We start from the raw sequence: 26,979 nt of genomic DNA, 5'->3' as shown, positions 1-26,979 counted from the left end.
TAGTGATAATTGATACTCATACGCATTTAGATGATGAAAGATATGATGATATCTTAGATGAAGTTTTGCTTAATGCTAGCAATGAAGAAGTAAAACTTCATATTATTCCAGGTGCTGATATAAAAACATTACAAAAAGCTCGTGATATTTCACATAAATATGATAATGTATATTTTGCTGCCGGAGTTCATCCTTATGATATACAAGATTTTGATTTAGACTACTTAAAGAGTTTTTTAGAAGATAGTAAATGTGTTGCAATAGGAGAATGTGGTTTAGATTATTATAAAAATCCTAGCGAAGAAGAAAAAAAGCTACAAAAAGAAGTATTCAAAAAACAGATTGAACTATCAATTGAAAGAAAACTACCATTAATAATACATATAAGAGACGCAAATGCTGATTCTTTAGAAATATTAAAGGCTTATAAGGAAGCTTTTGGAGTATTGCATTGTTTTAATGCAAGTCCAATTCTATTGGAATTAAGCGATAGATTTTATTATGGAATTGGAGGAGTGCTTACATTTAAAAATGCAAAAAACTTAGTTGAAATCTTACCTAAAATCAAAACAGATAGATTACTTATAGAAACTGATTCACCTTATCTTACCCCGCATCCACACAGGGGGACTTTAAATGAGCCAAAATATTGCAAATTGGTTGCACAAAAAATGGCAGAAATACTAAATAAATCAATTGAGGAGATAGAAGAACTTACAACAAATAACGCAAAAAAATTATTTAAAGGATTAATTTGAAAAAATTTATATTATTAATAGTTACAAGTATTTGTTTATATGCGAATTTTTCAGTAGATAAATACGATAAACAAGAAAAAATCTTAAAAAGTATTGATGTAGATTTAAGATATTTACAAGACCAATCTTTTATGGAAATTTTTTACGATATGAGTGAAAGAGAAGTGCTTTATTTTACAAAAGTATTGAATGAAGCTAATATGAATATTCCAATTATTAAAGCAATTTTAAAAAAAGAAGGTGTTCCTGATGTTTTTTTATATCTTGCTATGGTTGAGAGTAATTTTAAAACAGATGCTAAATCTGGAGTAAAAGCTACAGGTGTTTGGCAATTTATGGAACCTACTGCTAAGAATTTTGGTCTAAAAATTGACAAATTTATTGATGAAAGAAAAGATGTTGTAGCTGCTAGCGTTGCTGCTGCAAAATATTTGCATAGGCTAAAAGATGAATTTGGTAAATGGTATTTAGCTATTTTTGCTTACAATTGTGGAAATGGCTGTGTTAGAAAAGCTATTAAAAATGCAGGTAGTGATGAATTAAGTGTATTATTAGATGAAGACCAAAAATATTTACCTAAGGAAACAAGAAGATTTTTCAAAAAGATTTTAAGTACTAGTTTAATAGCAGAAAATGATATTGCTAAGTATGGTGATATTTATTTGTTAAATCAAGTTATGGCACTTAATATAGGTAAAGTTGATGTAAAACCAAAAGAAAGTTTATCATCAATTGCTAGAAAAGCTGGGATTAGCTTAAGTGAATTTAAAGATTTAAACCCACAATTTAAAGGCGATTTTGCACCACCTTATAATTATTATGCTTATTTACCAATAGAAAAGATAGCAGCTTATAAAGATAACTCAAATCCTATTAAGTATGCTAAAAATAATGTAAAAAATGTAATAAGCTATAGGGTAAAACAAGGTGATACAATATATGCAATAGCTAAGAAAAATGGTGTTTCTACAAATGCTTTAAGAGCTTATAATAATTTAAAAGATGATAGAATTGGAATTAATCAAACCTTATTAATTCCTGTATTAGTATATGATGATAGTAAGGAGGCTAAAAATTGAAAAAATATTTAGTTTTCGCTAGTTTTTTATTTTTATTTGCTGCTTGTTCAACTACAAGTAGCTTAAACCAAAATTATAATTATGGAGTAGCTAAACCAAATACTCCAGCTACAATGAGACCTTATACAATAAATGGTAAGACTTATTATCCAAGTAAGGTTGATATTGGAGATACTGAAACTGGCATTGCTAGTTGGTATGGCCCAGGTTTTCATGGTAAAAAGACTTCAAATGGAGAAACTTTTAATACAAATTCTATGACAGCAGCTCATAAAACTTTACCTATGAATACAATGGTTAGAGTTGATAATTTAGAAAATGGAAAAAGTGTTGTAGTAAGAGTTAATGATAGAGGGCCATTTGTTGCTGGAAGAATTATTGATTTATCAAATCGTGCAGCGCATGAAATAGATATGACTAAAAAAGGCACTGCAAGAGTAAAATTAACTATATTAGGCTTTAATCAAGACAATATTAAACCTCAAATATCTAATACAAATTCTAACATTCAAAATAGTGTAAATAGTATTATGGGTGGAGATTTTATGATACAAATAGGAGCGTTTAAAAGCTCTGCAAATGCTTATAATTTAGCAAAAAGATATGCAAATTATAAAGGTTATACAAGTAAAGTATTAAATTCTAGCGATGGATTTTATAGAGTGTTTTTAAAAGGCTTTAGAAGTGAAGAAGAAGCAAAGGATTTTATAAACTTAGCTAATTTTCTAGGTTCATTTATATTTAGGGAGTAAGAATGATTAAATTAGTTATTTTAGATATTGATGGATGTTTAAGTGATGGTAAAATTATTTATTCTCCTAATGCTGATTTGATTAAAGAATTTAATGTAAAAGATGGAGCTGCTATTTTAAAAGCTAAAGAATTGGGTATAAAATTTGCAATTATTACAGGAAGAAGTTCTGAAGTTGTTTTAAATAGGGCAAGAGATTTAGGCATTGAATATGTATATTGTGGTATTAAAGATAAGCTAAGTTGTGCTAAAACACTACTGAAAGATTTAAATATTACTTTTGATGAAGTTGCTGCAATAGGGGACTATTATAACGATTTAGACCTTTTAAAATCTGTTAAACTACCTTTTATTCCTAAAGATGGGGCAAAAATTTTTGGAAGAATTTTAAATACAAAAGGTGGATATGGTTGTGTGCATGAAATGCTTGAAATTATTGTAAAAGAAAATAATCAATTAAAGCAGTGGATTAAGTGTTAATAAAAACTTTTAATATTATTTTAGTTTCTATGCTATCTATGCTTTTTTTTATAATAATACAAAAGCCTTATGATATTGATAAGATGAATTATCAACTTGATTTTAAAAGCCTTGAAGCTAATGATATTATCGGTTATGAGCTTAGTAATAAGCTTGAAAAAATAGCTTATGCTAAGCAATATTACAAAATAAATAATCAAGATAATTTGATTAATTTAAGTATAAATGATTTAGAAAAGCATTTAAGTAGTAATAAAGCAACTAAAGAAAATAATATTATAGTATTAAATGGCGATGTCAAATATAAAGATAATCTAATTAAGCTTGAAAGCGATGTATTAAATTATTCAATAAATGAAAAAATCTTAAGCTCTTTGAGTAAAACTAAAGTAACTTATAATAATAGTTTAATTAATGCTAATTCTTTTAGTTATAATTTAAATTCTTCAGATTTATTATTAAAAGAGGTTGATTTATGTATAGAAAAATAGTTATTTTATTATTATCTTTATGTAGTTTATATGCTGAAAAAATTGAGATTAATGCAAAAATTTTTGAAGGTAATAAAGATAATCAAACTGGGGTATTTAGCAAAGATGTTAGTATAAGGCAAGGTAAAGATTATTTAAATTGTCAAGTATTGACAATAAGAACAAATAAGGATAATAAAATTGCTAGCTATGAAGCACAATATGTAACAAGTTTTTCTATAAGTTTAAATAAAGATAATTTCAAAGGTAAAGCAGATAAGATTGTTTATGATGTAAATAAAAATACTTATGAGCTTATAGGGAATGTTAAAATTACAGAAAATAACAAAGAATTATCAGCAGATTATATTTATATAAACCAAAATGATGGAACATATAAAGTAAAAAGTGATAAAGCTAATAAGCCAGTTAAATTAATTTTTGAGATAGCAAAATGAATATAGTAAGTGCAAAATTTTTAATATCTTGTGAAAAATATTTTCAAACACAAGAATATAATTTAGGTGAAATTGCTTTTTTAGGTCGTTCTAATGTAGGTAAAAGCTCTTTAATAAATGCTTTAGCAAATCACAAAGGTCTTGCAAAATCATCTTCAACTCCAGGAAAAACTCAATTAATTAATTTTTTTGAAGTTACATTTGCGGATAAAAACAAATTGATTTTAATAGATTTACCAGGTTTTGGATATGCAAGGGTTTCTAAGGATAAAAAAGCTGCTTGGAACAAGAATTTAAATGAATTTTTACAAAAAAGAAAAGAAATAAAATGCTTTATTCATTTAATAGACTCAAGACACGATGATTTAGATATAGATGAAGGTGTTTATGAATATTTACAAGATTTTATGAATGAAAATCAAGTTTATATAAAGGTTTTTACAAAAATTGATAAATTAAATCAGAGTGAATTTTCAAAACTAAAATCAAAATATAAAGATGCAATTTATGTATCAAGTGCTAGTAAAAAAGGTATAGATAAATTGCAGGAAAAAATATATGAGTTTATTAAATGAAAGAACGAGTTGGGTTAAGCTATTATATAACAATATTTGTTTTATTTTTTTACCAATTACTATGCTCTATTACATTTTTTTTACCACCTTTACTCGGAGTTTTTTTTGTATTTTTGATTATACATTTTAAAAAAAGTGGTTTTGATAAAACTAGTTTGCTTATTATTTTATATCTATGTCTTATTGAAATAACCCACGGATTAGTGCTGTTTAGTACTACAATAGCGTTTTTAATATTTTTTTATTATTTTTATGATAAGTTGATTTACAAACTTAAAAATAGGGATATTTTGATAATTATTTTTATAATATTTGTATATTTTATAGATATATTTTTAAATTTATTATTTTCTTATTTATTTGAACTAGAAGTGCTTAAATTAAGCAATATTTTTATTTATTATATATGCCTTGAATCTTTATTATCAATTATTTTGTTTAGAGGTATTGTGTGAGATTAAAATTTGTAATTTTTGTAATATTGTCATTTTTTATAATGCTACTTTCTAGGGTATATTGGCTTAGTATTTATAGCAATGATTATTATGAAGAACTAGCACAAAAGAATTCAACCAAAGAAGAATTAATTCCGCCTATTAGAGGGATAATATTAGATAGAAATAATACCCCATTAGCTGTTAATCAGCTTGGATTTTCAATATCTTTAAAACCACATTTAAGTAGTAATTTATTAGATGTAACAACTAATAAAATTCTAAAATGCTTTAGTGATTTAGATATTGATAAAATTATTAAAATATATAAAAGAGAAAATAGCTATTACAATCAAGATGAAATAGAAATTATAGATTTTATAGAGTATGAGAAGATAAATCCTTGTTATTTTGAGCTGAATTTAGATGATAATATATTAATAAAACCAAGTGTTAAAAGACTATATCCATTTAATTCTTTAGCAAGTCATATAATAGGCTATGTGGCAAGGGCAAATGCTGAAGATATGGTAAATAATGATGTTGTAAAAGTTACAAAAAAAATTGGAAAAACAGGCATAGAAAAATATTATGATGATATATTACAAGGCACGCCTGGCAAAAAAGTTACAAAAGTAAATTCCATCAATCAAGAAGTAGAAGAAATTGAGTTTAAAAAACCAATTATGGAAAATGACATAAAACTCACTATTGATATAAGAATGCAGCAGTACTTAGATGAATTGTTTAAAAATATTAGTGGTTCAGCAGTTGTTTTAAGTATTGAAGATGGCTCAATTATTGCAGCAGGTTCTTATCCAGAGTATGATTTAAATCCTTTTGTTACTGGAATTTCACAAAACGAATGGGATATGATGATACAAGATTTAGACCATCCATTTACAAATAAGATTATAAATGGTCGTTATCCACCAGGTTCAGTTGTTAAAATGGGCGTAGGCTTATCGTTTTTACAAAGTGGTAAAATAGATACTAATACTACTTTTACTTGTTCTGGTTCTTTTGATTTTGGTGGTAGAAAATTTAGATGCCATAATGTATATGGGCATGGGGTTATGGATTTAAGAACTGCTATTAGGTCAAGTTGTGATGATTATTTTTATAAAGGCAGTTTAAAAGTTGGAATAGCTGATATAAGTGCAAGTTTATATAAGCTTGGATTTGGTAGAAAAACAGATATTGATTTACCACTTGAGAGTGTTGGTATATTACCAAATAAAGTATGGAAAAGTTCAAGATATAATCAGCCTTGGTATCAAGGTGAAACTTTAATTACTAGCATAGGGCAAGGTAATTTCCTAGCAACTCCAATGCAAGTAGCAGTCTATACAGCAAAATTAGCTAGTGGATATGAAATAAAGCCACATTTTGTAGATGAAATAAATAAAGAAAAAGTTGAAATTGTTAAAAAAGATATTTTTACTCAAAGCGAACAACAAGATTTAAAATATATTAGAGCAGCTATGTATGATGTAGCAAATACACCTAAAGGCACAGGATATAAACCTTTATTGGAGAGTAAAATCACATTAGCAGCCAAAACAGGCACAGCGCAAGTTGTAGGGATTTCTCAAAGTGAAAAAAAGCGTATGAAAGAAGAAAATATGGAATATTATACAAGAAGCCACGCTTGGATGAATGCTTATGGACCTTATGAAGAGCCAAAATATGCCGTGGTTGTTCTAGTTGAGCATGGAATGCACGGAGGCGCTACTTCTGGGCCAATTGTTGCAAAAATATTTAATAAATTATTAGAATTAGGCTATATTGATGAGCAATATCAAAAGGGATTTAAAAAACATAAATGATATTTCAAATTCTAAATGTATTAAAGATAAATTATTATGATTAGCCTATTTTTTTGCAAGGATTTATATGTTTAGAGCATTTTATTTATCTAAAAAATGGTTTTTATGGTCTTGGGGCGGGAGTTTGCTTATTTTGCTTGCGATTTTTTCTCAAACCTTACTTAATGTACAAATCAATAATTGGTATAAAGATTTTTATAATCTCTTACAAGCAGCACCACAAAATAGCACTTACGAGCAGTTTTTAAGTGGCTTGAGTGATTTTTTATTTATAGCTTTACCTTATATTTTAATAGCTACATTAACAGCGTTTTTTTCTAGGCATTTTGCTTTTGCTTGGAGAGAAGCTATTACATTTGCTTATCTTAAGGCTTGGCGTAAGAATAATGATTATATAGAAGGCTCATCACAGCGTATTCAAGAAGATATATATAGATTTGCAAAAATCGTTGAGAGCTTGGGTGTTGATATTATAAAGGCTTTTATGACCTTGATTGCTTTTTTGCCTATTTTATATACTTTAGGGGCTAATTTAGTTTTGCCTATTTTTAATTTTCAATCAGGTTTAATTATGTGGGCTTTATTAACAAGCGTTGGTGGTCTTATTATATCTTGGTTTGTTGGAATTAAACTTCCTAATCTTGAATATAACAATCAAAAAGCCGAAGCTGCTTTTAGAAAAGAGTTAGTTTATGCAGAAAATGATAGAACCAATCACGCATTACCAGAGCAAATGTTTGAGCTTTTTACAGGGCTTAAGTTTAATTACAAAAGATTGTTTTTGCACTATGGATATTTTGATGTTTGGCTATATTTATACGAGCAATTTATGGTGATTTTTGCTTATTTGATAGTAGGGCAAAATTTATTCTTAGGAATAATTGCCCTAGGTGTTTTAGTTCAAATCAATAATGCTTTTAGTAGTGTTCGCTCAAGTTTTAGTGTTCTTACTAAAAATTGGACAACTATTACAGAATTAAGAAGTATTCACAAGCGTTTAAAAGAATTTGAAGAGCATATTAATTTTAAAATTAATTCTTAATTTATGTTATTTTGAATTAATTTTATTTGTATAAACTAATGGCATTTTTTAATTTTTAATAAAGGTTATTAATGAATTTTTTACAAAATCAAGCTTTAAAATATACTTGCAATTTTCTTAACAAAGAGCTTAAGTCTAAGTTTAATTTTAAAAATGAAGTTAATTTAGAAAAATCTAAAGATGGTAAAAAGGTAATGCTATATATTCATGTTCCGTTTTGCCATACTTTTTGTCCTTATTGTAGCTTTCACAAATTTGCTTATGATGAAGAATTATGTAAAGAATATTTTAAAACTTTAAGAATTGAATTACAGCAATTTAAGGATTTAGGATACGATTTTAATACACTTTATGTTGGTGGCGGAACTACTTTAATCAATGAAGCAGAACTTATAAAAACACTTAGTTTATGTAAGGATTTATTTAGTATTGAAGAGATTTCTTGTGAGAGTGACCCAAATCATATAAAGCCTGAAGCTTTAAAAGACTTTAAAGGGCTTATTGATAGGCTTAGTTGTGGGGTGCAGAGTTTTGATGATGAAATTTTAAGAAAAGTTAATCGTTTAGAAAAGTTTGGAAATCAAAAAGAATTAGTAAAAAAATTAGAATTAGCTAATGGGATTTTACCAACTTTTAGTATTGATTTGATTTTTAATTTTCCATCACAAACAAAACAAATGCTAATAAAAGATATTGAATTAGCTAAAAATATTGCTCCATCACAAATTACTTTATATCCACTGATGAAATCTAATCTTACTAAAGAAATAATTGCAGCTAAATTAGGCATAGATAAACAAGATAATGAATATGAATTTTATAAGATAATTTGCGAATACTTTAGTGATTATGAGCAAAATAACTCTTGGAGTTTTTCTAAGGATAGAACTAGTTTTAATGATGAATATGTAAGCACACATCACGAATACATTGGTGCTGGTAGTGGGGCTTTTTCTTTTACAAATAATAAGCTTTTAGTAAATGCTTTTAAATTAGATGATTATAAAGCTAAGGTTTTAGCTGGTAAAAATCAAAAATTAGCTCACATAGATTTTAGTCCTGAAGATAGAATTAATTATATTTTTCTAACAGAGTTTTTTAAGGATAATTTGAATATTAATAATTTTAATTCTAATTATAATTGTGATTTAGAAAAACACTTAGGGCTAAAACTAAAAGCAATGCAGACTATTGGAGCAATTAACATAAATAATGGTATTATTAATAATACTTTTTTTGGTAAATATCTAGCACTTACCTTGATGAAAGAATTTTATATAAATATGGATTTAGTAAGGGCTTATTTTAGAAAGGATTTATAATGAAAAAATATTTATTTTTACTAATAAGCTCAATGCTTTTTGCTAGAGAAAACCCATTTGTGCCTATTGTAAAAATCAATAATCCAAGTCCTATTGAAGAGATAAAGGAATTTAAAAAAACAGCTTTTAGTGTTCCAAGTGATGCTAGAATTTTAAATAAAATGAAACTTATTTATACAAATGTAGATGGGACATTGAAAGAATTTGAATTAGATATTAATGAAGCTCTTGATTGGCATAAAGTTTATATGCTACTTGACGCCCAAGAGCTTACAAACCAAGATAAAGAAGAAGCAAAAACTGAATTAAAAGAAGTTGATAAAATAAAACTTGCATTAAAAAATCAAGAAAATGCTAATGATGACAATTCTAATGTAGAGCAAAATACTACTAAAATTACTGAAGTTAAGAAAGAAGAAAACAAAGAAAATAAAATTAGTAAAACCACAGAATATACACCTTTATCATTAGACATATCAAATAATTTTAAAATAGTTATAGACAAAAAAAATATTTCAATTAAAACAAATAGCGAATTAATTAGGGAATTTAGTTTAAAAAAACCAAATAGAATTGTTATGGATTTTAAAATTAATCCAAGTTTAAAAAATAAATCATTTGAAATAAAAGCTAATTATTTTGATGAAATTTATACTGGAGTTCATAGAAATTTTTATCGTCTTGTAATAAAACTTGATGGTATATATAATTATAATATTGAAAAAAAATCTAAAGAATATTTAATTAAATTACAATAAAAAGGGGTGTTATGAAAAAAATAATTTTTTTAGGTGCTGGATATGCAAACTTATCTTTAATTAAAAGTCTAAGCAAGGAAGATTTAACAAAGGCTGAATTTTTGCTAATTAATAATAATTCATATCATTATAAAACTACAGAATTACATAAAATTGCAGCAAATGAGAGTGAAAAAAATATCAAAATTCCTTTAAAAGATATAATTCCTAGTGAAATTGTAATTATTCAAGATAGTGCTATTAAAATTGAAGGAAATAAATTATATTGCAAAAATACTGATTATGATTTTGATGAGATTTATGTAGGTTTAGGTGCTAATAAAAATACTTTTGGTATAGAAGGGCTTGATGAAGCTTATGAAATCGGAACTTATGAAGACGCTTTAAAAACCAAAGAAATTATTTATTCTAATTTAGAAAAATCTGAAAGTATTTATAAAAATATTGTAATTTGTGGAGCTGGATTTAGCGGTGTTGAATTATGTGCTTCTATAGCTCAAGTTTGCAAAAGCAAAGGAATTGATGCAAAAATTAGCATAGTTGAAGCTATGGATGAGATTTTGCCTATGTATAACAAAGATTTAGCAAAAATAGCAAGAAATTATCTTGAAAAATTAGGCGTAAAAGTTTTAACATCTCATAAAATTATTAAAAAAGTTGGGGATAGATTGTATTTAAACAATGAAGATACTTATATAGATTCAAAAAATATAATCTTTACAGCTGGCGTTAAGGGAAATGAAGTTATTAAAAATAGTGTATTTGAAAACAAAAATAATAGAATATTGGTTAATGAGTTTTTACAAGCGCCAAATTATTCAAATTGCTATATTTTAGGAGATTGTTCTTTAATTATGAATAATGATAGACCATTTGCTCCAACAGCTCAAATAGCTTGCAAGCAAGGTAATTATTTAGCAAGAAGTTTAAGTGCTAGATTAAATAATGAAGAATTTAAAGAAACATTTATTTATAAAGACCAAGGAAGCGTTTGCTCTCTTAGTGAAAAATATGCCGTTGCAAGTATTCAAGGCAAAGATTTTAGTGGATTTTTAGCAAAAGTTCTTAAAAAAATCACAGAATTAAAATGGCAATATAAATTATTTGGATTTAAAGGTCTATAAATTTTAATTCAAATTCTTTTTAGAATTTGAATTAAATTCTACAAAAATATTACGAATTTACACACTTTAAAATAAATTACAAAATTACACACAAATCTTACTCTTTATTAAACTTTAAAATCTAATGTTTGCTTAAAAATAAGGAGAAAGAATGGGAGTTTTAGAAAACTTTAAACAAATTGCAGCAATTCCGCATTGTAGTTTTGATGCAGTTAAATTAAAAGATTTTTTAATTAATTATGCAAAATCAAAAGGTTTTGAAGTATTAGTTGATAAGGCTGAAAATATTTTATGCAAAAAAGGAAATCCTAATATATGCTTGCAAAGTCATTATGATATGGTTTGTGTTGGAGATGCACCTAATATAAATATAATAGAAAGTGATGGATTTATTAAAGCAAACAATTCAACCTTAGGTGCTGATAATGGCATAGGAATTGCCATTATGATGGAAGCTATGAATGAGTTTAGCGACCTTGAATGTTTATTTACCGCTAATGAAGAAGTAGGGCTTATAGGTGCAAATAATTTAGAGCTAAAAATTAGTTCAAAACACTTATTAAATCTTGATAGCGAGTGTGTAGATAGAGTAATAATTGGTTGTGCGGCGAGTTTGATGATGAATGTAAATATTAAGCTAAATTATAAAAACCCTAGTAAAAAATATTTATATGAAGCTCATACTAAAGGCTATAAAGGCGGTCATAGTGGGATTGATATTATCAAAAACATTCCTAGTGCTATTAGTGATTTAGCTTTATTTTTATATAAAAACGATGCTGAATTAGTAAGTTTTAGTGGTGGGGAAAGAACCAATAGTATAAGTGTAAATGCTAAGGCTATTTTTTATAGCGACACTGAACTTAAATCTAGTGAAAATATTGAAATAACCAAGCTTGAGAGTAAAGATGAAAAAGTAATTCAAGAAGATATTTTAAGTCTAATTGCTAGTTATAAACACGGAGTTTGGTCTTATTCAAGGGATTTAAATATTGTAAAAACTAGCGTAAATCTAGCAATCATTAGTCAAAATAATGATGAATTAAAGCTTGAATTATTTGCAAGAAGCGATAATTCAGCAGATTTAGATGAAGTCTTTTATAAAACCAAAGCACATTTTAATAATTACGAAGTAAGACTACTTGCTAAAGATGAGCCTTGGGAGCCTATACCAAATGATTTTACTTATGCAGTGCTTAATTCTTTACAAAAATATAATCCAAAAGCTAGTATGAGTAGTATTCACGCAGGGCTTGAGTGCGGAGTGCTAAAAACTAAGCAAAATGAATTATTATGTGCTTCAATAGGTCCAAATATCCTAAGCCCACATAGTATTTATGAAAGATGTGAGATTAGCACAATAGATATTATTAAAAATACAACATTTGATTTAATTAAAAACTACAAATAAAAGGAGATAAAATGAGTTTTCGTATAGAACACGATACAATGGGTGAAGTTAAAGTTCCTGCAGATAAATTGTGGGCAGCACAAACACAAAGAAGTTTAGAGAATTTCAAAATCGGCACAGAAAAGATGCCTGTAGAATTAATCCACGCTTTTGCGCATCTTAAAAAGTCTTTAGCATTAGTAAATAATGATTTAGGCAAATTAGACAATGTAAAAAAAGATGCAATCGTTAAAGCTTGTGATGAGATTTTAGCTAATAAACATAATGATGAATTCCCACTTGCTATATGGCAAACAGGTTCAGGAACACAAACAAATATGAATCTAAATGAAGTTATAGCAAATCTTGCTACTAAACTTAGTGGAATGGATTTTACTAAAGAAAAAATAGTCCATCCAAACGACCATGTAAATATGAGCCAAAGCTCAAATGATACATTCCCAACTGCAATGCATATAGTAGCAGTCTTAGAAACTGAAAGGACTTTAATTCCTGCATTAGAAATTCTAGAAAAAACACTAGATAAAAAAGCAAAAGAATTTGAAAATATAATTAAAATCGGAAGAACTCACTTGCAAGATGCAACCCCACTTACTTTAGGTCAAGAATTTAGTGGATATGTATATATGTTGCAAAGCTCAAAAAGACATATTTTAAAAGCACTTGAAGATGTAAGAGAGCTAACAATTGGCGGAACAGCTGTTGGAACCGGAATTAATGCTCATCCAGAACTTAGTGAAAAAGTATCAGCAAAATTGAGCGAACTTTTAGGCACTAAATTTATAAGTAGCCCAAACAAATTCCACGGACTTACAAGTCACGATGCTTTAGTATTTTTACACGGAGCATTTAAAGGTCTTGCAGCAAATTTAATGAAAATAGCAAACGATATTAGATGGCTTGCAAGTGGTCCTAGATGTGGTTTAGGAGAGCTTAGTATTCCTGAAAATGAGCCAGGAAGCTCAATTATGCCAGGTAAAGTAAATCCTACTCAAAGTGAAGCTTTAACAATGCTTAGCGTTCAAGTAATGGGAAATGATGCGGCAATTGGGTTTGCAGCTTCTCAAGGTAATTTTGAGCTAAATGTATTTAAGCCTGTAATTATTTATAATTTCTTACAAAGTTTAAGATTATTAGCTGATGGTATGATTAGCTTTAATGATAATTGTGCTATAGGAATTACTCCAAATATTGATAAAATTACTTATAATTTAAATAATTCTTTAATGCTAGTAACTGCACTAAATCCACATATTGGCTATGAAAATGCAGCAAAAGTTGCAAAAAATGCTCACAAAAAAGGAATTAGCCTAAAAGAATCTTGCTTAGAATTAGGCTTAGTTAGTGAAGAAGATTTTGATAAATTTGTAGTTCCTGCAAATATGATTAAGCCAAAATGAGAGAATTACTTTTAGCAATAGAAAGTAGCTGCGATGATTCAAGCATCGCAGTTATTAATGTAAATACTTATGAATGTTTATTTTATGAAAAAATATCTCAAGATGAGCATAATGAATTTGGTGGAGTTGTGCCAGAACTTGCATCAAGGCTACATACTGAAGCTTTACCTAAAATATTAGCTAAAACCAAGCCATTTTTTAATGATTTAAAAGTAATTGCAGTTACTAATGAGCCAGGATTATCAGTATCTCTTCAAAGTGGAGTTGCAATGGCTAAGGCTTTAAGTGTGGCTTTAAATATACCATTAATTGCGATAAATCATTTAAAAGGTCATATTTGTTCTTTATTTTTAGATAAAGAAATAATGAATGATTTTTTAGTTTTACTTGTAAGTGGCGGTCATACTATGATACTTGAGATTACTAAAGAATATGATATAAATTTAATAGCAACTACAAGCGATGATAGTTTTGGAGAAAGTTTTGATAAAGTTGCAAAAATGCTAGGACTTGGTTATCCTGGTGGGGTATTTATTGAAGAATTAGCAAAAAATGAAAGCAATAATACTTATGAGTTTTCTTTACCAATCCCAAGTAAAAGTAGGCTTGAGTATTCATTTTCGGGTATTAAAAATCAAGTTAGATTAGCTATTAATGATTGTATAGCAAATAATACTTTAGATACTCAAAAAGCAAATATAGCAGCAGCATTTCAAAGAATTGCTTGTAAGCATATAATTAATAAATTAAACATAGTTTTGCATAATAAAAATTATAAAGCATTAGGCGTAGTTGGTGGTGCAAGTGCTAATTTATTGCTTAGGTCTAAATTAGATGAAATTTGTAAAAAAAATAATATGCAATTATTGTTAGCTCCGCTTAAATATTGTTCTGATAATGCTTTAATGATAGCAAGAGCAGGGGTTATTGCATACAAAAATAAAGATTTTGTAAATATAAGTGATGATATAATAAACCCAAAATCAAAAAATTTTAAAAGGCTTTAATTTAATGAAAAAAATATTTTTATGTTTAGGATTATTAGGTAGTTTATTAGCTAAGGATTATGGTAATTATATAAGTATTGATGAAAATGGTAAAAAAACTGCTAGATGGCATATTTATGAAGAAAATAATGAATTATTTGGCAAAGTTGTTAAATTGTTTGAATATGGCGATGATGAACTTTGTAAATCTTGTGAAAAAACTTATGATTATTTTACTTATGCAGAAGATGCTAGAAAGATGAAAATAGTAGGTGCGCCATTGCTTTATAAATTAAAAAAAGATGGTGAAAATTCTTATAAAAGTGGTTATATAATTGACCCAGAAAGTGGTAAATTATATAGAGCAAATGCAACTTTTAAAGATGATAAATTAATTTTAAGAGGATATGTTGGATTTTCTTTAATAGGAAGAAGTCAGACTTGGATTAAGGAAAAATAATGCAAGAGTTATTAACTCTTGCTAAAAGAGCAGCAAGAATTGCTGGAGATGAAATAATTGATATAAAACACCCTTTAATTAATACAAAACCAGATGGAACTTTAGTTAGTTCAGCTGATTTAAAAGCTAATGAAATCATATTTGATATTTTAGGAAAAAGTAAAATTAATATATGTTCTGAAGAACAGATTTTAGATTATGAAAAAAGAAAAAAATCTTTATTTTGGCTAATTGACCCACTTGATGGCACTAATAACTATTTAAAAAATAGAAAAAATTTTTGCGTTTGTATTAGTTTGATTGAAAATACAAGACCAATTTTAGGTGTAATTTATGATGTTTGCAATAAGAATTTGTATTATTCAGCTAAAAATATGCCAGTTTATAAAAATCAAGAAATCCTAAATAAAGTTAAAAAAGAATCAAATAAAGCTTTAGTATCTTTAAGAAAAGAACAAGATATAAATAATAGTAAAATTCCATTTAGCTACGGATATTCAGCATTAAATATAGGCTCTGCATTAAAGTTTTGTGCTTTATTAGAAGGCGATGCTGATGTATATTTAAGATACGAAAGGCTCAATTCTTGGGATTTAGCTGCCGGGGATTTTTTAATAAATCAAAGTGGTGGATTAATGTTAGGGCTTGATAAACAAAAATTGAATTATAATACGCCTAATTTTTCTTGCAAACCTTTTATAGCGTTTTCAAGTGTATTTAATAAGGATTAATATGAATATTTTTAACACACATAGAATAGTTTTTGAAGGCTCTTCGGTTAGCAAATATTTAAGTGATAATTTGACCTGCATTCAATTTAGTTTAAATGGTGTAATTGATGCTGGGTTTTTACCAAAACCAACTGATGATAATTTTATAAAGCATGTTTTTATTTCCCACACTCATTTAGACCATATTTGTGCTATTGCTTTATATGTTGATAATTATTTTTTAAAACTTCAAGATAGTATTTGTATATATGCTAGTAAAGAAAGTATAAATAATCTCAAAGAGCATTTTTTTAATAATAAAATTTGGCCTGATTTTGCAAAGATAAAATTACCAAATGGTAGTCCTGCTATAGTTTATAAAGAAATTAATGTAGGAGATAAGTTATTAATAGATGATATAACAATAGAGCCAGTTAAGAGCTATCATACTGAAGGTAGTTTTGGTTTTATTTTAAGCTATGATAAAGATAGTATATATTTTACTTCAGATACTTATTATCACGATGATATAGTGGAATTAATCAATAAAAGAACTGATATAAGACAAGTAATTGCTGATGTTAGCTTTGATTCTAGTATGGATAAATTAGCGAAAGCATCTAAGCACTTAACTCCAAAATTATTAAAAAAAATACAAGAGCAAGTAAGAGATGATGTGATTTTCCATGTATATCACATTAAATATTGCTTTAAAGATAAAATAGAAGAAGAATTAAGAGAATTTAATATCTTAAAAGATTATGGAATGATTATTAAAAATGGTTCATTTATGCAATTTAATACAAATTATCAAAGTGATATGATAAATGTATTAAAAAGACATAATTTAGACCAAGAACAAAAACTAGAAACCATACTTGAATGCTTTTCTCAAATTTCTAAAAACTCTGATTCTAAAGCCAACCTAAATACCTTAGGCGAAATGGTTAAACAAAACATTCAAGCTGATAGATGTAGTGTGTGGTTTATTGACAATGAAAGAAAAGAATATTATACCTTACACGCTGATGGAGTAGGTGAGATTAGAGTTCCTTTTGGTAAAGGAATAGTAGGTCGTGCAATTGAGACAAAAGAAGCTATTTTAGAAAATAATCCAAAAAGCAATCCGTATTTTGATAGCTCAAATGATGAGAGAACAAAATATAGCACTAAATCAATTTTAGCTATGCCTATTTTAAATAGTGAGCATGAAGTTATTGGGGTATTCCAAGCTTTAAATAAACTTACAGATATTAATAATAATTTTGATAAAGATGATTTAGATTATCTAAGAATTGCAGCTGATTATTCAGGTAAGATTTATGAAGGAATGAAATTCCAAGAAGATATTTTAAACGCTCAAAAAGATTTAATTTATTCAATAGCTGAAATGGTTGAGAGTAAGAGTGAAGAAACAGGAAATCATGTAAAAAGAGTAGGTAAAATAAGCGAAGCCATAGCAAGACAAATGGGGTTAAGCGAAGAAGAAGTAACGCTAATTAGTTATGGTGCTCCAACTCACGATATTGGTAAGATTGGAATTCCTGATGCTATTTTAAATAAACCTGGAAGACTTGATGAAAAAGAATTTAAAACTATGCAAAAACACGCACAAATAGGCTATGAAATGTTGCATAGATTTAAAGGTAAAATTATGGAAGCAGCAGCAATCATCGCTCACGAACACCACGAAAAATATGCAGGTGGTGGCTATCCAATGGGTAAAAAAGGTGATGATATTCATATTTATGCAAGAATTGTTTCTTTAGCTGATGTTTTTGATGCACTTGCAAGTGATAGATGCTATAAAAAAGCTTGGCCACTTGATGAAGTTTGCAAATATATTAGTGATAATTCAGGTTTTCAATTTGACCCTAAAGTGGTTGAAGCATTTTTTGCTTGTAAAGAAGAAATATTTGCAATAAAAGAAAAATATGTTGATAAATATATTGATGATAATTTAATGTGATTGTAATTTGTTGATTTTTTAGATTAATCCAAATTAATTTTTCATTGATTTGGATTAATTATTTGCTTTAATTTAAACTATTAATACTTTTTTAAATAAAATTATTTATAATCGCTCCTTTTTTTAAAATTAGGAGTAATTTAATGTTTTTTAAAAATAATAAAGAAATACAAGACAAGATTATTAACGAGTTAAAAGATAAAGAAGCTATTTTAAAAGCTATTTATAAAGAAATGGCTATTATAGAATTTGATACTAAAGGAAATATTGTTGATGCAAATGAGCATTTTTTAAAAGCTACAAAATATACACTAGCAGAGATAAAAGGTAAGCATCATAGAATATTTTGTGATAAACATTATGTTAATTCAAGTGATTATTCAATCTTTTGGCAAGAATTATCAAGAAATATTCCACAAAGTGGTCAGTTTAAAAGATTTGCAAAAGATGGTCAAATAGTTTATTTAGAAGCAAATTATTTACCAATAGTAGATGAACAAAATCAAGTTTATAAAGTAATTAAGTTTGCTGCTGATATTACAGAGCATGAAAATGAATTGTTGGACTTAAAAAACACAATTAATGCAGCAAGTAAGTCTATGGCTTTAATTGAATTCACTCCAAACGGAGAAATACTTGATGCAAATGATAATTTTTTAAATACATTAAATTACAGAAAAAGCGAAATTATAGGCAAACATCATTCTATGTTTTGTGATAGTGAATATGTAAAAAGTAGTGATTATAGAAAATTTTGGGAAGATTTAAGAAGCGGACATTTTCAATCAGGTCAATTTATAAGATATACAAAAGATAATAATCCTGTATATTTAGAAGCAAGTTATAATCCTGTTTATAATGCCGAAGGTAAGGTTTATAAGGTAATTAAATTCGCAAGCGATGTTAGTGAGCAAGTAATAAGAGATTTGAATAAAAATAAAATCGTAAGCGAGTTAGCACAAAAAAATGATGAAAGCACAAATGAAGGTAGTAAAGTTATTGCTAAAACCGTGCAAAATGTCCAAGAAATAGCAGAAATTATGAATGAAAGTAGTGAATTGGTTAATTCGTTAAATACTCAATCAGATGAGATTGTATCGGTTATTCAAACTATTAAAGATATTGCAGAGCAAACTAATTTATTAGCATTAAATGCTGCTATTGAAGCTGCTCGTGCTGGCGAGCATGGTCGTGGTTTTGCTGTGGTTGCTGATGAGGTTAGAAAACTTGCTGAAAGGACTGCAACATCAATTAATGAAATTACTTTAACAATTAATTCTATTAGAAATGTTAGTGCTAATGTTGTTGAGAGTATAAATAAAAGCATAGCTCAAGTAAATGATAGTGTTGTGTTAGCAAATACTGCAAATGAATGTATGAATAAAATCAAACAAAGTTCAGAAGAAGTAGCAAGAGCTATGGAAGAAAATAAATAAATATAATTTGAAATTCTTAGGAATTTCAAATTAGTTTTTTAAGTCTTTTTGCAATTCTTTTAAAAAAATTCTCGCAACATCACTTAATTTATCATCAATCCAAATTAACCTTAAATTAGAAGTAATTAATGGGTTTATAGGCTTAAAACATAAATCATCATTAGTGTTAATTAATTTATCAAGAGATAAAGCGTATCCAATATCTTCTTTAACAAAAATTGCAGCATTGTATAATAAATCATAAGTAGCTACTATATTTAGCTTATCTTGATTTTGCCTTAAAACATTTGGCATTTCTTGCGTAAAACCTTGTCTTGATACTATAAGTGGCATTTGAAATAAATCATTTATGCTTATATCTTTTTGCTTAGCGTATTTTGAAGTATTTTTCATAATAATCCCCCAAGTATCACTATGATTTAAATCTAAATAACTAAAATTGCTAATATCAAATTCTTGAACTACAACGGCAAAATCTATTAAAGAATTTTGTAATTTATTTACTACATTTTCATAATTACCACTGAATATATGAAATTTAAAATTTTTATTTTGTAGCTTTTTAGCAGTTTTTGCTATTTTGGCTATTCCAATTGATTCAGCACAGCCTATATAAACATCTCCACCATTAAAATCTTTTAAATTTTTAAATTCTTGCTCGGTTTTATCAACTAAATCTAAAATATCACAAGCTCTTTTATAAAGCATTTCTCCTTCTTTTGTGAGAATGATTTTATAATTTGTTCTAATAAAAAGTTTTTGCCCTAATTTTGTTTCCAAATCTTTTAATTGTCTTGATAGATTTGGTTGAGTAAGATTTAATTTATTAGCTGCTTTAGTTATATTTTGTAATTTTGCAGATTCTATAAAGTATTTTAAAACTCTAATTTCCATAATATTCCTTAGAAATAATTAATTTTTATAATTAATTATATATTATAAGTATTTGATATTTCTTTTAAAAATAAATAAAATTATTTTACTTTTAAAACAAGGAGATTTTTTATGAATAATTTTATTTTTCACAATCCAACTAAGATTTATTTTACTGATGAAGTAGAGCAATCTTTAGAATTTGAATTAAGTAAATATGGTAAAAACATTGTTTTGGTTTATGGTTGTGGCTCGGTGCATAAAAATGGTATTTTTAACCAAATTGTAAAAATACTAGATAAATTAGGCAAAAATATAGCATATATTGATGGTGTTATGCCAAATCCTACTTTAGAAAAATTAAACTCAGGTGTAAAGATAGCAAGAGAGCATAAAGCTGATTTTTTATTAGCTTTAGGTGGCGGTTCTGTTTGTGATTATACAAAAGCTTTAGCAGTTAGTATAAACTCAAGCGATGATTATTGGGATAGATATTTTATAAATCAACTTGAGCCAAATTGTGATGTAGTTTCGTTAGGTTGTATTTTAACAATGTGTGGGACAGGCTCTGAAATGAATGGTGGTAGTGTAATTACAAATGAAAAAACTCATCAAAAAATAGGAAAAGTTTTTAATGATAAAAGAGTATTTCCTAAGTTTTCTATATTAAATCCTAAATACACTTTAAGTCTTAGCAAATATCAAATGATAAATGGAATTTATGATGCGTTTAATCATATTTTAGAGCAATATTTTTCAAAAGAAGATGATAATGTGAGCGATTATTTAGCAGAAGGGCTTATGCGTTCAATAATCTCATCAAGCAAAATTGCAAATAAAAACCCTAATGATTATAAGGCTAGAAGCGATATTATGTGGGCAAGTACTCTAGCATTAAATACTATGCTTCATTGTGGTAAAAATGGAGATTGGATGGTTCATATGATAGGTCAGGCAATTGGTGGCTTTACCAATGCAACGCACGGAGCTACTTTAAGTGCTATTAGCTTGGCGTATTATGAATATATAATGCCTTATAATATTGATAAATTTAAAAGGTTTGCTATTAATGTCTGGGGTATAAAAGACAATAAAAGCGATGAAGAAATAGCTAAATTAGGACTATTTGCTATGAGAGATTGGATGAGTGAGCTAGGTCTTTGTATGAATATAAAAGATTTATTAGTAGATGAAAGCTTGATTGAAGATATTGCTAATAATGTATTCATCTTAAATGGTGGTTATAAGGAGCTTAATAAAGATGAAATTATTCATATACTTAAGAAAAGTTTTTAGCATTTTTATTGGTTTAGGAGCTTTTTGTATGTTAAATGGATTTAGCAATGATGAAATATATGTTGAAATAAATAATCAAGAATTAAAAATAAAATTAGAAAGTAATTCATCATCAACTGCTCTTTATGAAGTATTACAAAAGTCTGATTTAAATATCTTGATGAATGATTATGGTGGGTTTGAAAAGGTAGGAAGAATTGATAAAAATCTTCCTACTAATGATAAATATTTTCAAGCTAAAGCACTTGATGTGATTTTATATAATGCTAATAATATAGTAATTTATTATGATAATAATTCTTGGAGTTTTACTAAATTAGGAACAATTTATGGCATTAGTAAAGATGAGTTAAAAAAGCTTTTAGGTAATGGCAAAATTAATGCTAGGTTTTATGTTAAAAATAAGGATTAATTATGATTAAGTATGTAAAAGCAAATTCTATTGAGCATAAACTTATGCTTAAACAAGCTAAAGAAGCTATGAAAATAACTTTTAAAATTAACAATACTTATAATGAACCAGAAGAATTAAATAAATTATTTTCTCAATTAATTGGTAAAGAAGTAGATGAAAGTTTTACTTTATTTCCGCCTTTTAATACGGATTGCGGTAAAAATATTTCAGTAGGCAAAAATGTATTTATAAATAGCGGTTGTAAATTTCAAGACCAAGGAGGAATTTATATAGGAAATAATGTTTTAATAGGGCATAATGTAGTATTAGCTACTATAAATCATGATATAAATCCATTTAAACGCTCTGATATGGTATTAAAACCAATAACAATAGAAGATAATGTTTGGATTGGTTCAAATGCCACAATACTTAGCGGAGTAAAAATTAAAAAAGGCTCAATAGTAGCAGCTGGTGCGGTGGTTACTAAAGATGTTGAAGAATTTCAAATAGTAGCAGGAGTTCCAGCTAAATTAATTAAAACTATAAAATTAAGCTAATTAATAAATTAGCTTAATAATTTTTCTTGTTGAGTTTTTATGATATTTACAATTGAGCGAATATTATCAATTGTATATGGTAATGGTAGAAAATCTACTTCTTGAATAATTTTTTCAACATTAGGTGTTATTTTGTGGTTGTTTAATATGAGAATTAATTTAAAACAATATTCATCTTGTGCTTTTACTAAACGATTTAAATCATATTCATTAAAAGTATTGATTAGATTTGCGTCTAATAAAACAGCTCTATAAGCGCAATTTACTCCATCTTCAATTTTCTCTAAAAGACCATTACTTGATTGATTTTGAACGCAGTTAATTTCATAGCTTTCAAGATTTGCAGTGATTGTTTTTGATATGTCAATATTGTTATGAACTATTAAAACACTTAATCTATCTTTTGGAGTTACATCTGGTAAATTATTTTCTTTATCATTGATTAGTATTGGGATACTAAGACAGATTGCGTGATTAATTCTTTCATTTGTATCCTTAAAGGCATAACTAGAACCATCAATTTTTTTCATATATCCACTAAATTTATGTAATTGTTCTGAAATAGATAGTTTTTTAGGATTAGTAAAGCTTTTAAATAATTCAGTTTTTTTATCATCAACAACACCACAAACTCCAATATCAACACACAAAAGAGTTCTGTTTTGCATATTATTAATAATCCCAATATCAATAAATATGGTTTCATTTTCTACATTTTGATTAATCAAATCAGCAGCAGCCCAAATAGCATTGATAATATTTGTATAATCTCCATAAAAATACCTATTTGGCATACATTTTTCATTGTTATCGTTTAGATATAGCATATCTTGTCTAACTAAAAATATGTTATTTTTAACACTAGCTTCGTAATTTAGCGTTTTGAAAAAATATAAAAATACTTCTTGTAAATCAAAATATAAAGATGATTTTTCAAAACTTTCACTTTCAAATTCTGCTTCATCGCTAACACTAAACATTTTTACTTTTTTAGTTTTTAATTTCATTTTTAGCTTGTAAATATAAGCTAATAATAAAACTATTAAGCCACCTAAAACTACAAATAAAAGTATTGTATCTTTATCAGAAAAATCTATTTTAGAATCTGCAAATAGATAGGTTGAGATTAAAATTAATAATAATTTTTTCATATTTTCCTTTCAAATAATAAGCATTGCATCGCCGTATGAGTAAAATTTATATTTATTTTTAATAGCTTCTTCGTAAAGTTTTAAAGTATTTTGCCTACCTATAAAACTAGCTACTAACATAATTAAAGTTGATTTTGGCAAATGAAAATTTGTTAATAAATAATTTTGTCTAATTGGCCTATTAGATGGGTTTAAAAACAAATCGCATTCGCCACTACTTTTTTTTGTCCTTGCATAATACTCTATTGTTCTTGTAGCAGTTGTGCCAACCCCTAAAATAGGTATATCACTATTAATTAATTTTATTGCTTCATCGCTTAGATTAAAGTATTCGCTATGCATTTTATGTTCTTGTATGTTTTCACATTCTACACTAGCAAAAGTTCCTGCACCAACATGTAAAGTAATATAAGCACTTTTTTTATCTTTTAGACTATCTAAAACTCTATTTGTAAAATGTAATGACGCAGTAGGTGCTGCAACAGCTCCAATATTTTTAGCAAACACGCTTTGATAATTTATCTCATCATCTAAATTATCCATTCTTTTAAGATATGGTGGTAGTGGAATATGTCCGATTTTTTCGCTAATTTTTAAAACTTCATCGGTTTTTAAAACTTCATTGTTTTTGCAAAATTTCACAATTCTGGTGCCATCTGCGTTTAGCTTTAATATTTTTGCGTTTAAATTATCTTGAAAAATTAAAATATCATCTTCTTTAACTTTACCCCTAATTTGCACTAAAAACTCATCATTTGCTAGAATTTTATTTATAAATAATTCACATTTTGCACCACTAATTTTATTGCCATAAAATCTAGCTTTAAATACTTTAGTATCATTAAAAATCAAAGCACATTCAGGCAAAAAATTAGCTAATTCATAAAATACACTATGAGTAATTTTTTCACTATTTTTTTCATATACTAATAGTTTTGCACTATCAGCAGGATTTGCAGGGTATTTTGCTATTAATTCTTCTGGCAAATCATAATCATAAGAACTTAGTAAATTATCAAGCATTTTTATCTTCTAATAATTCTTTTTCATCATCTTCGCTATCTATATCAGGGTCAGCTGGATTTACTACTTTAGCAATATAAATTGAAATAGCATAAAGCCCAATTAAAGGAATTGCCATTAAAAATTGCGAAAATACATCAGGCGGGGTCATAATTGCTGCAAATATAAAAATAACTAATATAGCAACTCTAAAATTTCTAATAAGAGTTTTTTCAGTTACAAGACCAATTTTTGCTAAGAAAAATATAGCAACAGGTAATTCATATCCTAATCCAAATGCAATTACTAATTTTGTAAAAAAGCTCACATATTCAGAAATTGAAGGCATAGCCTTATACTCTCCACCGCTAAAATTGATTAAAAAATCAAAAGCAATAGGAACTACTAAATAATAACAAAACGCCGCACCAATCAAAAACATAATAGTAGCACTAAATACAAAAGGCACTACAAATCTTTTTTCATTTTCATATAAACCTGGTTCAACAAATTTCCAAGCTTGCCACAAAATTATAGGCAATGCTACAAGAAATGCTGCAAATAAAGAAACTTGCATAGCAGTGAAGAAATTCTCTTGTGGTTTATAAAATATAATTTCAGAGCCTTCAGGCAATACATTCATAAGTGGAACACAAATAAAATGCAGTATTGGTTTCCAAAATACAAAACATACAAAAAAAGCTAAAATCAAAGCAACTACACTAATAAATAATCTTTTTCTAAGTTCAACTAAATGTGGTTTTAATTCTTCAAACATTTTCGCTCTTTTCTTTTAAAAATTGTTCTCTTTTGCTAAGTTGCTTTTCTTCTGTATTTGTATTTTTTTCTTCTGTAGAATTTGAATTTTGATTTGAGTTTTCTGTATTTTTTACACTATCAATAGTGCTATTTAAAGCATTTTGTGCGTCTTTTTCAAAATCACTTAAAGTATTTTTAATCTCATCAAATTCTTCAAAGCTTAGTTTTTTTCTGATACTATCATTTGCTTTTGTGATTTCTTCTTTATATTTTCTAGCTTCATCTTTTAATTCGCTAATATTGATTTCGTTTTCTATACTTGATTTAGCTTCGTTAATTTGTTTTTTAACAGCCTTTAATAATTTTGCGATTTCAACTATAGTGCCAGGTAGTTTTTCAGGTCCTAAAACCAAAACAGCAACTATTAAAATAATAACAATTTCCATAAAACTCATAATAAAACTCTTTTAGATAATTTTTTGCTGAATTTATCTAATTTTTTTTAATCGTTAGTTTAAATTAAGTTTTGCTACTTAATCTTTTTAAAGTTATATTTAGTTATATTTAATTAATATATTTACTAATTATTAAATTATTTTAAAGGGGTAAAATATGAAAATTAATTCAAATAATTATAACTTACCATTACAAAAGCCAAATAATAATCAAGCATTAGTTCAAGGAAGACTTGAAAATAAAGAAAATGCAAAAAGATATGATGATTTTATTAAAATGTTTTACCCCGATACTCACGATAGCTTGGATTTTAATTACCCAACTAATAGCAATGAAGCAAAAATCCAAAGTATGGTTATTTATATGTTACTTGAACATCAAGATGCTTTATATGGCGATATGTATACGAATACAATTTATGAAAGAGCCTTTAGTCCTGAAGCAAATCAAGATGTGCAAAAAGATTTAAAAGATTTTTTAAAGGAGCATTCTGATAGCTTAGGAGATTATAAATGGAATCAAGATGTAATAATAGCAAAGCTATTTAATGCAAGAAATATTAGCGAAGATGAGTTTAAGCAAAGATATCTAGCAAGAATTGATGAGATAAAACAAGGCAAAGAGCATGAAAGTATCCAAAATAGTGAAAATACAAAACCAAGTGATGAAATATTAACAATAAATAAAAATGATGAAAAAGTTGAAGATAAAAAAGACAAAACTGAAGATAAAAAACCTTACGAAGCCATAGAAGTAAAAGGCTCTAGCACTCGTGAAAGTATGGAAGATATTTTAAGCAAACTTGATATTCAAAATATCAAAGATGAAAGAGATTTATTAGCTATTTTAATGGCATATAAAGATAGCAAGAATTTATATGATAAAAGAGTTTAAAATAAAGGAATAATTATGAAAATAAATTCTTATTCAACATATCAAATAACTAATATAAGCAAAAAAGAAACAAATAACGAGATTAAAAAAGTAGATAATAAAGCAGATGATAAAAAGGTAGGAGTTGTTTTAGGATACGGAA

Annotated in this window: 28 protein-coding genes and 1 pseudogene; 24 read left to right on the top strand and 5 right to left on the bottom strand. The window is 26.9% G+C overall.

All coding sequences use genetic code 11. The features are described from left to right. Positions 1–2 precede the first annotated feature (2 nt). The 20 genes and pseudogenes from AVBRAN9334_RS07730 to AVBRAN9334_RS10235 all read left to right on the top strand — a co-directional run bounded on the left by AVBRAN9334_RS07730 (position 3) and on the right by AVBRAN9334_RS10235 (position 19,452). The gene (locus AVBRAN9334_RS07730) at positions 3–758 is read left to right on the top strand and encodes a TatD family hydrolase (RefSeq protein WP_214119844.1); all 756 of its coding nucleotides are present in this window, start codon (positions 3–5) and stop codon (positions 756–758) included. Further along, positions 755–1,837 (top strand): lytic transglycosylase domain-containing protein, encoded by a 1,083-nt coding sequence (locus tag AVBRAN9334_RS07725; protein WP_214117987.1) that lies wholly within the window; start codon positions 755–757, stop codon positions 1,835–1,837. The genes AVBRAN9334_RS07730 and AVBRAN9334_RS07725 overlap by 4 nt, the downstream gene beginning before the upstream one ends. Beyond that, positions 1,834–2,589: a septal ring lytic transglycosylase RlpA family protein gene (locus AVBRAN9334_RS07720; protein WP_284444073.1), complete on the top strand. Its 756-nt coding sequence runs from the start codon at positions 1,834–1,836 to the stop codon at positions 2,587–2,589. Before AVBRAN9334_RS07725 ends, AVBRAN9334_RS07720 begins: the two co-directional genes overlap by 4 nt. 2 nt (positions 2,590–2,591) lie before the next feature. Next, positions 2,592–3,068 (top strand): KdsC family phosphatase, encoded by a 477-nt coding sequence (locus AVBRAN9334_RS07715; protein WP_214117989.1) that lies wholly within the window; start codon positions 2,592–2,594, stop codon positions 3,066–3,068. Further along, positions 3,062–3,559, top strand: coding sequence for an LPS export ABC transporter periplasmic protein LptC (gene lptC, locus AVBRAN9334_RS07710; RefSeq protein WP_336607462.1), 498 nt, complete (start codon positions 3,062–3,064; stop codon positions 3,557–3,559). Before AVBRAN9334_RS07715 ends, lptC begins: the two co-directional genes overlap by 7 nt. Next, entirely contained in the window at positions 3,544–3,996 is a 453-nt protein-coding gene (lptA, locus tag AVBRAN9334_RS07705) for a lipopolysaccharide transport periplasmic protein LptA (RefSeq protein WP_214119845.1), read from the top strand. Before lptC ends, lptA begins: the two co-directional genes overlap by 16 nt. After that, complete coding sequence (gene yihA / locus AVBRAN9334_RS07700; RefSeq protein ID WP_336607461.1) at positions 3,993–4,571, top strand: ribosome biogenesis GTP-binding protein YihA/YsxC; 579 nt, start codon at positions 3,993–3,995, stop codon at positions 4,569–4,571. Before lptA ends, yihA begins: the two co-directional genes overlap by 4 nt. Positions 4,572–5,022: 451 nt before the next feature. Beyond that, a complete protein-coding gene (gene mrdA, locus AVBRAN9334_RS07695; RefSeq protein ID WP_336607460.1) occupies positions 5,023–6,834 on the top strand; it encodes a penicillin-binding protein 2 in 1,812 nt (603 codons plus the stop codon). A 67-nt stretch (positions 6,835–6,901) separates the two neighbouring features. Next, on the top strand, positions 6,902–7,876 hold the full coding sequence (locus AVBRAN9334_RS07690; RefSeq protein ID WP_214117998.1) for a putative transporter: 975 nt from the start codon (positions 6,902–6,904) through the stop codon (positions 7,874–7,876). A 71-nt stretch (positions 7,877–7,947) separates the two neighbouring features. After that, complete coding sequence (locus AVBRAN9334_RS07685; protein ID WP_239802643.1) at positions 7,948–9,198, top strand: coproporphyrinogen III oxidase family protein; 1,251 nt, start codon at positions 7,948–7,950, stop codon at positions 9,196–9,198. Beyond that, the gene (locus AVBRAN9334_RS07680; protein WP_250325844.1) at positions 9,198–9,956 is read left to right on the top strand and encodes an AMIN domain-containing protein; all 759 of its coding nucleotides are present in this window, start codon (positions 9,198–9,200) and stop codon (positions 9,954–9,956) included. The genes AVBRAN9334_RS07685 and AVBRAN9334_RS07680 overlap by 1 nt, the downstream gene beginning before the upstream one ends. Positions 9,957–9,967: 11 nt before the next feature. Beyond that, entirely contained in the window at positions 9,968–11,080 is a 1,113-nt protein-coding gene (locus AVBRAN9334_RS07675; RefSeq protein WP_214118000.1) for an NAD(P)/FAD-dependent oxidoreductase, read from the top strand. A 151-nt stretch (positions 11,081–11,231) separates the two neighbouring features. Beyond that, positions 11,232–12,491: an aminoacyl-histidine dipeptidase gene (locus tag AVBRAN9334_RS07670; protein ID WP_336607459.1), complete on the top strand. Its 1,260-nt coding sequence runs from the start codon at positions 11,232–11,234 to the stop codon at positions 12,489–12,491. A gap of 11 nt (positions 12,492–12,502) precedes the next feature. Beyond that, positions 12,503–13,891 (top strand): class II fumarate hydratase, encoded by a 1,389-nt coding sequence (gene fumC / locus AVBRAN9334_RS07665; RefSeq protein ID WP_336607458.1) that lies wholly within the window; start codon positions 12,503–12,505, stop codon positions 13,889–13,891. Next, the gene (tsaD, locus tag AVBRAN9334_RS07660) at positions 13,888–14,898 is read left to right on the top strand and encodes a tRNA (adenosine(37)-N6)-threonylcarbamoyltransferase complex transferase subunit TsaD (protein ID WP_214118007.1); all 1,011 of its coding nucleotides are present in this window, start codon (positions 13,888–13,890) and stop codon (positions 14,896–14,898) included. The genes fumC and tsaD overlap by 4 nt, the downstream gene beginning before the upstream one ends. A gap of 4 nt (positions 14,899–14,902) precedes the next feature. Then, the gene (locus AVBRAN9334_RS07655; protein WP_214118015.1) at positions 14,903–15,337 is read left to right on the top strand and encodes a DUF2147 domain-containing protein; all 435 of its coding nucleotides are present in this window, start codon (positions 14,903–14,905) and stop codon (positions 15,335–15,337) included. After that, the gene (locus AVBRAN9334_RS07650; protein ID WP_336607457.1) at positions 15,337–16,068 is read left to right on the top strand and encodes a 3'(2'),5'-bisphosphate nucleotidase CysQ; all 732 of its coding nucleotides are present in this window, start codon (positions 15,337–15,339) and stop codon (positions 16,066–16,068) included. Before AVBRAN9334_RS07655 ends, AVBRAN9334_RS07650 begins: the two co-directional genes overlap by 1 nt. Before the next feature lies 1 nt (position 16,069). Beyond that, a complete protein-coding gene (locus AVBRAN9334_RS07645) occupies positions 16,070–18,016 on the top strand; it encodes an HD domain-containing phosphohydrolase (RefSeq protein ID WP_336607456.1) in 1,947 nt (648 codons plus the stop codon). 143 nt (positions 18,017–18,159) lie between these two features. Further along, positions 18,160–18,918: pseudogene (locus tag AVBRAN9334_RS10240) on the top strand (PAS domain-containing protein); the annotation flags it as partial. 24 nt (positions 18,919–18,942) lie between these two features. After that, a complete protein-coding gene (locus AVBRAN9334_RS10235) occupies positions 18,943–19,452 on the top strand; it encodes a methyl-accepting chemotaxis protein (RefSeq protein ID WP_239803726.1) in 510 nt (169 codons plus the stop codon). Positions 19,453–19,482: 30 nt separating this feature from the next. On the opposite strand, the gene AVBRAN9334_RS07635 is transcribed toward AVBRAN9334_RS10235, so the two are convergent. Beyond that, entirely contained in the window at positions 19,483–20,346 is an 864-nt protein-coding gene (locus tag AVBRAN9334_RS07635) for a LysR family transcriptional regulator (RefSeq protein WP_214118028.1), read from the bottom strand. 111 nt (positions 20,347–20,457) lie between these two features. Here AVBRAN9334_RS07635 and AVBRAN9334_RS07630 point away from each other — a divergent pair, with 111 nt between their 5' ends. From AVBRAN9334_RS07630 to AVBRAN9334_RS07620, 3 genes are read left to right on the top strand one after another with little or no spacing between them, the layout of a single operon-like run. Then, positions 20,458–21,621 carry an iron-containing alcohol dehydrogenase gene (locus AVBRAN9334_RS07630; RefSeq protein WP_336607454.1) on the top strand — a complete coding sequence of 388 codons (1,164 nt, stop codon included), beginning with the start codon at positions 20,458–20,460 and terminating at the stop codon, positions 21,619–21,621. After that, a complete protein-coding gene (locus AVBRAN9334_RS07625) occupies positions 21,587–22,033 on the top strand; it encodes a cyclophilin-like fold protein (RefSeq protein ID WP_336607453.1) in 447 nt (148 codons plus the stop codon). The genes AVBRAN9334_RS07630 and AVBRAN9334_RS07625 overlap by 35 nt, the downstream gene beginning before the upstream one ends. 2 nt (positions 22,034–22,035) lie before the next feature. Continuing rightward, positions 22,036–22,575 carry a DapH/DapD/GlmU-related protein gene (locus AVBRAN9334_RS07620; RefSeq protein ID WP_336607452.1) on the top strand — a complete coding sequence of 180 codons (540 nt, stop codon included), beginning with the start codon at positions 22,036–22,038 and terminating at the stop codon, positions 22,573–22,575. Positions 22,576–22,583: 8 nt separating this feature from the next. On the opposite strand, the gene AVBRAN9334_RS07615 is transcribed toward AVBRAN9334_RS07620, so the two are convergent. Genes AVBRAN9334_RS07615 through tatB form a run of 4 tightly spaced genes read right to left on the bottom strand, consistent with a single transcriptional unit; the run spans position 22,584 to position 25,942 of the window. Further along, the gene (locus AVBRAN9334_RS07615; protein ID WP_336607451.1) at positions 22,584–23,726 is read right to left on the bottom strand and encodes a hypothetical protein; all 1,143 of its coding nucleotides are present in this window, start codon (positions 23,724–23,726) and stop codon (positions 22,584–22,586) included. A gap of 9 nt (positions 23,727–23,735) precedes the next feature. Then, the gene (queA, locus tag AVBRAN9334_RS07610) at positions 23,736–24,749 is read right to left on the bottom strand and encodes a tRNA preQ1(34) S-adenosylmethionine ribosyltransferase-isomerase QueA (protein WP_336607450.1); all 1,014 of its coding nucleotides are present in this window, start codon (positions 24,747–24,749) and stop codon (positions 23,736–23,738) included. Continuing rightward, positions 24,742–25,506 carry a twin-arginine translocase subunit TatC gene (gene tatC / locus AVBRAN9334_RS07605; protein ID WP_214118042.1) on the bottom strand — a complete coding sequence of 255 codons (765 nt, stop codon included), beginning with the start codon at positions 25,504–25,506 and terminating at the stop codon, positions 24,742–24,744. The genes queA and tatC overlap by 8 nt, the downstream gene beginning before the upstream one ends. After that, the gene (gene tatB / locus AVBRAN9334_RS07600) at positions 25,499–25,942 is read right to left on the bottom strand and encodes a Sec-independent protein translocase protein TatB (RefSeq protein ID WP_336607449.1); all 444 of its coding nucleotides are present in this window, start codon (positions 25,940–25,942) and stop codon (positions 25,499–25,501) included. The genes tatC and tatB overlap by 8 nt, the downstream gene beginning before the upstream one ends. A 157-nt stretch (positions 25,943–26,099) precedes the next feature. Between tatB and AVBRAN9334_RS07595 the strand changes: the two genes are divergently transcribed. After that, on the top strand, positions 26,100–26,837 hold the full coding sequence (locus AVBRAN9334_RS07595) for a hypothetical protein (RefSeq protein ID WP_336607448.1): 738 nt from the start codon (positions 26,100–26,102) through the stop codon (positions 26,835–26,837). Positions 26,838–26,979: the final 142 nt, after the last annotated feature.

Source organism: Campylobacter sp. RM9334 (assembly GCF_020138145.1).
Lineage (GTDB): Bacteria > Campylobacterota > Campylobacteria > Campylobacterales > Campylobacteraceae > Campylobacter_E.
The sequence above is the reverse complement of the archived record's forward strand: the minus strand, read 5'-3'. Positions and strand labels throughout refer to the sequence as shown.